This is a genomic window from Anaerotignum sp. (genome assembly GCF_031981185.1).
Taxonomy (GTDB): domain Bacteria; phylum Bacillota; class Clostridia; order Lachnospirales; family Anaerotignaceae; genus Chakrabartyella.
Map to the genome: position 1 here is coordinate 48,752 of NZ_DALYUL010000021.1, position 7,257 is coordinate 56,008.

Genomic DNA, 7,257 nt, shown 5'->3' on the forward strand with positions numbered 1-7,257 from the left:
TTACATTTTGTAAATAAAGTTATTGACGTATAATTTACATATTACTATAATTATAAATAGAAAAGGGGTGTTCTTATGAATCTTGCTTATGTTAGAGTTTCGACTATTGAACAAAATGAGGGTAGACAGTTAGAGTCACTTAAAAGGTACAATATTGATAAATGGTATACCGAAAAAATAAGTGCAAAGGATACCAAAAGACCACAACTGCAAGAAATGTTAGATTTCGCCAGAGTGGGAGACACAATTTATATACATGACTTCTCCAGAATTGCCAGAAGCACGAAAGACCTGCTTGCCATCTTTGAGCAACTTACAGACAAAGGCGTACATCTTGTTAGCACTAAGGAAAACATCGATACAACCACTCCAACAGGAAAACTCATGTTAACCATGATAGGCGCAATAAATGAATTTGAGCGCACCAACCTTCTAGAAAGGCAAAGAGAAGGTATAGCCCTTGCCGTAAAGGATGGCAGATACAAAGGGCGTAAGGAAATCAAAGTTGAAAATTTTCAAGATCATTACGAAAGATATAAAAGACGAGAAGTAAACAAAGTACAACTTGCAAAAGAACTAGGCATAACACGCCCAACCTTGGATAAATTCATAAAACAAATGGAAGCTGAGACACAATCTTAAAAGTATAAATATTCGATCGGCACTTATAATGAAAAAGTGCCGATTTGCTATGTATATCAATGCATATGGACTATCAATTCAGTCAATGAAATTTTGTTCACTGTTTACTCAAAACCTCTAAACCCTATAATATCAGTATTTACAGCGACCTTTTCTACTTTTCTTCATATAAAAACCATAGTGTCATTTCACCACAAATCGGCACTTTTGTGTTTTTTCGGTGTTGCATAAAATCAGACCCAATATAATACATTATTCACATAAAACACTTAGAACCCGCTCCCCACAAGGCTTACAGCCATTGTTCAAGTAAAACTCTTATTTAACATATTACAGGATTGTGTTAAGTAAGGTTTTTTGTGACATATATTATAGGCAAATTTAAAACACAAATCTTATTTAACAAACTCTTTTTATGTTAAATAGATTTTTCCAAATGTTTAAAATCCTATAGTATTAGAGTGTTTTATGCAATAAAGCATATTAAAAATACAAAATAATTGATTTTAAAACTCATAATTATTTACCTACACTTAAATCTTTTTAGAATTTTTCGTTGCCTAACATTCAGAATAGTTTAGATCTGATTGCCATCACTGCATTTAGAATTAATACAAAAAAGGACTCCATAGAAGTCCCTTTCATCCACACATACTTATTTATCTCCGTAATGATACCTACAGGCCAATATATAAACATTCTTATCATCAATTTTATAAATCAGCCTATCCTTATCACTGACTCTTCTACTCCAATACCTTGATAAATTACCTGTCAATGGTTCAGGCTTACCTATGCCAATATTTCCATTTCGTTCAATGTCCTGCAAAAGAAGATTTATTTTCTTTAATGTTTTTCTATCCTCCGTTTGCCAATACTCATAGTCCTTCCACCCGTTTTCAGTAAATACCTTATTCATCCTCATTTACCTCGATCAGCTCATGAGTTTTAGTATTACCATTTTCAAGTTGAGCTTTTGACTCCATTAACCAATCATAGTTATGCTTATTATCTGTAACATAAATGTTTTCAATTAAATTATTATAAGCTTCTTCAGAAATCATGACCACATTCTTATTATCTTTTCTAGTGACAATCATAGTTTCATAATCATCTGTCACCTTATCCATATATGCTTTCATGTTTTCCCTTAAGTTAGTATAGTTGACAGCCAACATAATATACACCTCCACTTAGTACAATATTCTGTACGTTTATAGTGAGATTATACAGTACAATATTCTGTACGTCAATAGTGTGTTCAAATTATTTGAATATTTCTACTTTTATCTTTATTTGTCAATTATAAATACACTTGTTTAATCTTTACGAAACATCTCAGGTTTCATTCATTTCTTCATGTTTTAAAAGCTTAATTAGATGTTGACCAAATAGACTGAAACAGTTTATTATCATAGAAGTTAATTAACCTTTTAGGTATGTTCGTTCCTATAAACAATACTGTAGATCCTTAAAGTCAACCTCATGATTTCACAAGGTATTGCTAGTTTCTATTTTCTTAATTAAAAGGAGGTCATTTGGTGAACAAAGTATTTTTAAATGTTAATTTTCTTGTTGATGGCATCTTGAGACTATTACCAACTGTTATGTTTTATGAGCAATCTGATGATGAAGAAATACAAGATATTTATTTTGAGCTTAATACAGGAGAATGCTTTATTAAATCCAAGGTTTGCGCTGATTTTGAATATGCAATAAAATACTTACAAAAATCTCTTCCATCAAATATTGATTTAGCATGTTGCCAATCTTGTAGACACGGTAACTTTTGTCCATACGGTGATAATGATAATGAAATATTTTGTTTTAAGGACATTGAGATTAAAAATGTACATGAAGTGTGCCTTTATTTTTCAGATAATTCGACAATCATTATAGAAAGAACACGAAACTTACTTGATTTCTGCACTGACTATAAGCCTATTTCACATAACAATTTCTATACTTATAATGATTGGAAATTAGAATTATAAGCCATAAACCATGCGGAAATTTTCTTATATTAGTAATTGTATCCTAGCGTACTAAAAACGTACTATAAACCCTAAAACCCCTATTTTGACCTATAATTTATACCGTTTCATATACGTTTTTAAGCCATATAGAAGGAAAATAATCGAATTTAAACTGAGTGGGAATAAGCATCAAACGGCTTCAAAGTAGCTTAAACACTAGGTTGTGGCATTTTGTAACAGGCTGTGATACTGCTATGATACTAAAAATTATTTTGACCAATAATTTAAGGTGTCCCTACAATTAAGATAACAAGAGGAAAACCCTCTCGTTTAGCTAAGTTTTATGACTTAGTGGAACGGGAGGGTTTTTGTATTAAACAAAGATTCAGTAAGTTGGATGGACACTTATAATATGCAGTCGATAGTTATCTGTACCCAAATATCATTGATATTACGCCCTTGCAACATGGTATTTGCTAGCAAATCATACGCAGAGGCAAAATGTTGTTCGTACTTGGTTTCTTCGTGATAAATATACCAGTCGTTTTCATTGTGTCGGCTTTCAAAATAATGCTGTTCACAATAGCTGAATTCTATTTCACGCCCCATATGAACCGCATCCATAAATTCTTGTTTCGTATCCATTCAAACCCCTCACTTAATATAAATACTCTCAATCAACCGACAGCATCAAAGAAGATTCTCATTCTTGCACATTTCCTCTTTGGTTAAATCAAGAAGAAATTTATCGGTTAAAAGCTGTGTCTTTGCAGTTTCATTATTAAGACCTCCAAGCGACTGCTTTAACTGCTCTGCCATTGCTTCCTCAGTGGCAATACGCTCTAGGCAATGATTGATTTTATCGTTTTTAAAGTGGATATAGATTGTAGTTGGATCAATGCTATCCTCAGATGTTACGTCATAGGCAAAATCCATGCCTAACTTCTCTTTTAGAAGATAAAACAGTGCCATGGCATCACCAACAGTTTCTACTTTTACGGCATCAAGTTCTATCTCTAAAAGCTGATTACCGCCAATTTCAAGAACAGAAGCAATTTTTTTCAGTTGCTCAGGTTTAGGAAACCTATGCCCTGCTTCATATTTGCGTACAGAAATCTCACTAACTCCTGAAAGCTCAGATAGTTGCTTTTGGGTCAGCTTGTTGGCTTTACGATAAAGTTGTATTTTCTCACTTATATTCATGATACACACCACCCTTATAGATACTATTGTATGAGAAACAATAAAGTAAGTAAATAAAATATCTGGCGGATACAAAAGTATTTTATGAGATGAAAGGATGATTTGATATGACAAAAACAGCACTTATTAACGCAAAGGAAGTAGCAGAAATTTTAGGCACTTCCAAATCCCACGCTTACAAGCTGGTACAACAGCTCAATGTCTATACGGAGAACTCCGTCTATGATCTAACCGGTACGTAAGGCACCTGTTGACTAGAAGAAATTTTTCACGCCTTAGCAGTGATATCTGAGGTAATTGTTAGATTGATATAGCGATGAAGCATAGAAGAAACCTCACCACGAGTCGCATTTGATTTTGGATTGAACTTGTTATTGGTTCCGCCCGTCATAATGCCGGCTTGCTGCATCGCTGTAACCGCGGTTTTATAGTAATTGCCTATACTGGAAGCATCTGCATATGCAGTTGCCTTGCCCTCAGCGGGTAAAGTGTAGCCTGTAGCCTTGGTAAAGTTTGCGATAATCACAGCAATTTCTTCGCGAGTGATTGCCCTGTAAGGGGCAAATTGATTCTCCCCTATGCCATGAATGATTCCTTTCTCATAAGCCCATTCAATATAAGGCTGGGAAGCGCTTCCTACTTTAACATCTGTGAAACTGCTAGTGGTATAACTACTTACATCTTCACCTGTAAGTCTGCCAAGGGCAGTCACCAGTGTTTCACGGGTCATAAATGTGTCTGGTGCAAAGGTTGTTTCCGTAGCTCCGTCAATTATACCCTTGTCTACTACATATTCAATGCTTTCCTTTGCCCAATGGTTGCTAATGTCAGTAAGCTTTTCCTTTGGTGCGGTATAGCCTACACCATACATAGAAAAATGAGGTGTAGTAAATAGGATACTTCCGCTGTTTGTATCATAGGTTGAACCTTCTACACGAGTTGCATTCCCATTTTCATCTATATAAACGGCGTACAAACCATTGATAACTTCACCATTCGCTGGTGTGTAAGGGATTGCTACAGTAGCACCACCTTGGCCAAAGCTAGACACTGTACTGTTATTTCCGTAGCTAACAGTGATGTTATATACAGGTCTTGTTCCAATGATTGCCCTTGCCGTTTCAGAAATTTCTGACTGGGGAGTAATGGTAATATTTATGTTGCCGTTTGCTTGTTTTTGGATCTCCGTCAGTGCTTTTTTGTCAAAGCTGACAGCAACAGGAGAGCCGTTTATTTCAAGGTTTGATACACCTGAACTCACAAGACCATTCAGAGAACTGCGTGTGAGGGTTGCTGTCAGTGCAGTTGCACCCTTTGGCATGGTGACATCTAACCCTACAGAGATACCGTTTGCGCTTTTGCCTTGCTTCTTCAATTCATTTTGTGCTTTAGAAATTGCGTCGGTTACCGCTTTATCTGAAATAGGTGCACTGGCTATGCCATTTGTTCCGACTGTTGCCGTTACTGAAGCCACTGCGGTAACTGGATGATTTGGCTGATTATCTTTTATCGTTGCTGTGTTTGCAGGACTGCTTCCACCTGATGAAGAGCCACCACTTGTATAGCTTGAAACTGTAACCGTACAGCCTGCTGTATAGCCACCGTCAGTTGTGGTAACGGTAATTTTCGCAGTTCCATTGCCAACTGCTGTTACCAATCCACTTTCATTCACTGTGGCAACAGATGTATTACTGCTCTGCCATGTAACGGATTTATCTGTAGCATCAGCAGGGGTAATTGTTGCAGTAAGATTTGCGGTTTTGGTGCTTGTGTTGCTGTAAAGAGAAAGAGCTGTTTTATTCAGCGTTATTCCAGTCACTGATGTTACACCACCCGGAATATCCTCATAGGTTGCAGTAACCACCACTGCGTTTGCTGGCATGGTAAAGGTGGTGCTGGATGCCTTTTTATTTGCAAGGGCTGCGCCGCCGCTGACCACCGTCCACTCCTTGAACCGTTTGCTACTTGGTGCGGTGCCAGCGGTTATAGTAACATTTGCACCTGCCGCCGCTGTGGATAGACTTGCCGTACCATTATTTACGGTTACAGCGTAGGTAGATGCTCCCCCCGCTGGTTTGACAGTGACAGTAACTGTTCGAGTAACTGTTCGAGTATATACTCCCATACAGTCAGGTGCGGCAACTATGCAATAGTATTCATAGGTTCCCGCTGTCAAATCCATCGGTAGCGTATAGGCGGCATCAACCGCACCGGAGATACTACTCTCATCTCCACCTACCCATTGGTAGCTTATTGTCTTTCCGCTGCTAGCACTGGCTGTTACGGAAAGGCTTCCCGTGATGGAACCCTCGGTCACCGTCACATCCTGCGGCTGTTCTTCAATGGTTATCCTTTGCTTTTCAAATGCATTTTTTGTGCTATTCCAATGGTAGTAGCCTGCCGTCAAAGCGTCCGCCGACGGAGCTGCGTCCTCCTCGCCTATGGTAATCTTACCGTTAGACGAAAGCGTATAACCTCCGTCTATGAACTTACCGCTTACGCCTTCGACAGACGTTAAATTGCTAAGACTGATGACCGCGCCATCGGTTGCATTCAACATGTCAGAGCTGTATTTGAGTAGTCCGTCATTTGCTATCCATATGCCAGTCTGATTATCATCCTGTACTTTGCCAAACGCCAGTGAGCCGCCGTTGATGTGCAATGTTCCGCCATCAACCACTATAGCAATACTTCTAAAGTTAGTTATTAGAATGGCTCCGCCCGTATTGATGTTTAGAGTGTACCCAGTATCAAGTATAATTAAGTTGTCACCGGTGGTGGAATTAAGATTTACTGTTGCACCAGAATCTATATTGGTGGTTTTGACCCAGATACCACCACCTCCAGTAATATTAACGATAATGTTTTTCAGATTCAGTGTACCGTTGGTGCTAAATAGTGCATTTCCATTACGATTGCAGACAAAGGTTCCGCCTCCGTTTATGATCAGCGTATGGCTGCCAATGCGGATATAGCCCAGTGTACCTGAAGCGGTGACCGTTTTGCCGCTTGGGATTACCAGTGTGTGATCTGCACCCTGCTTGATTTGTTCCGTGAACGTAATGTCTGCCGTTACGTTAATGGTCTGAGAAGTGGTTGCCTCAAGAGCTGTTTTCAGTTCGGCGGCGGTGGACACAGAAACGCCAGCCGGAATATCCTCATAGGTCGCCGTAACCTCTACTGCGTTTGCAGGCATGGTAAAGGTTGTGGTTGCTGCCTTTGGATTTGCAAGGGTTACCTCACCGCTTACTACTGTCCACTCTTTAAACTGCTTACCAATTGGTACGGATGCTGTGATGGTCACAATTGTGACTTCCTCCTCCTTGAACTGACTTGCCGTACCGCCGTTGACGGTGACTTCATAATTCTGCGGGGCAAAGTTAAAGTCTTTCGTCAGGCTCGTGTTAAGCCCCGTGACCGCAGATTCGTTTGGCAT

The 7,257-nt window shown here is 38.6% G+C and carries 8 protein-coding genes; 3 read left to right on the top strand and 5 right to left on the bottom strand.

The genetic code is table 11. The features are described 5' to 3' along the window. Positions 1–75 precede the first annotated feature (75 nt). Entirely contained in the window at positions 76–642 is a 567-nt protein-coding gene (locus RTK36_RS12210; RefSeq protein WP_312047528.1) for a recombinase family protein, read from the top strand. Positions 643–1,297: 655 nt separating this feature from the next. On the opposite strand, the gene RTK36_RS12215 is transcribed toward RTK36_RS12210, so the two are convergent. Next, positions 1,298–1,561, bottom strand: a complete 264-nt coding sequence (locus RTK36_RS12215; RefSeq protein ID WP_312047529.1) for a Txe/YoeB family addiction module toxin — start codon at positions 1,559–1,561, stop codon at positions 1,298–1,300. Next, positions 1,554–1,820 (bottom strand): type II toxin-antitoxin system Phd/YefM family antitoxin, encoded by a 267-nt coding sequence (locus RTK36_RS12220; protein WP_312047530.1) that lies wholly within the window; start codon positions 1,818–1,820, stop codon positions 1,554–1,556. The genes RTK36_RS12215 and RTK36_RS12220 overlap by 8 nt, the downstream gene beginning before the upstream one ends. Before the next feature lie 363 nt (positions 1,821–2,183). Between RTK36_RS12220 and RTK36_RS12225 the strand changes: the two genes are divergently transcribed. Next, positions 2,184–2,636, top strand: a complete 453-nt coding sequence (locus tag RTK36_RS12225) for a hypothetical protein (RefSeq protein ID WP_312047531.1) — start codon at positions 2,184–2,186, stop codon at positions 2,634–2,636. Between the two features lie 387 nt (positions 2,637–3,023). On the opposite strand, the gene RTK36_RS12230 is transcribed toward RTK36_RS12225, so the two are convergent. Both RTK36_RS12230 and RTK36_RS12235 read right to left on the bottom strand, forming a co-directional pair. Beyond that, entirely contained in the window at positions 3,024–3,263 is a 240-nt protein-coding gene (locus tag RTK36_RS12230) for a hypothetical protein (protein WP_312047532.1), read from the bottom strand. Between the two features lie 45 nt (positions 3,264–3,308). Next, positions 3,309–3,821 carry a helix-turn-helix domain-containing protein gene (locus tag RTK36_RS12235; protein WP_312047533.1) on the bottom strand — a complete coding sequence of 171 codons (513 nt, stop codon included), beginning with the start codon at positions 3,819–3,821 and terminating at the stop codon, positions 3,309–3,311. 107 nt (positions 3,822–3,928) lie between these two features. Between RTK36_RS12235 and RTK36_RS12240 the strand changes: the two genes are divergently transcribed. Then, complete coding sequence (locus RTK36_RS12240; protein WP_312047534.1) at positions 3,929–4,063, top strand: helix-turn-helix transcriptional regulator; 135 nt, start codon at positions 3,929–3,931, stop codon at positions 4,061–4,063. Between the two features lie 26 nt (positions 4,064–4,089). On the opposite strand, the gene RTK36_RS12245 is transcribed toward RTK36_RS12240, so the two are convergent. Continuing rightward, positions 4,090–7,257, bottom strand: a 3,168-nt coding sequence (locus RTK36_RS12245) for an S-layer homology domain-containing protein (protein ID WP_312047535.1), incomplete at its 5' end; no start/stop codon positions are given.

Excerpts from the sequence above, each read along its gene's own strand:
- RTK36_RS12210 (WP_312047528.1), top strand. The coding sequence starts at position 76 with ATGAATCTTGCTTATGTTAGAGTTTCGACTATTGAACAAAATGAGGGT.
- RTK36_RS12215 (WP_312047529.1), bottom strand. The coding sequence starts at position 1,561 with ATGAATAAGGTATTTACTGAAAACGGGTGGAAGGACTATGAGTATTGG.
- RTK36_RS12220 (WP_312047530.1), bottom strand. The coding sequence starts at position 1,820 with ATGTTGGCTGTCAACTATACTAACTTAAGGGAAAACATGAAAGCATAT.
- RTK36_RS12230 (WP_312047532.1), bottom strand. The coding sequence starts at position 3,263 with ATGGATACGAAACAAGAATTTATGGATGCGGTTCATATGGGGCGTGAA.
- RTK36_RS12235 (WP_312047533.1), bottom strand. The coding sequence starts at position 3,821 with ATGAATATAAGTGAGAAAATACAACTTTATCGTAAAGCCAACAAGCTG.
- RTK36_RS12240 (WP_312047534.1), top strand. The coding sequence starts at position 3,929 with ATGACAAAAACAGCACTTATTAACGCAAAGGAAGTAGCAGAAATTTTA.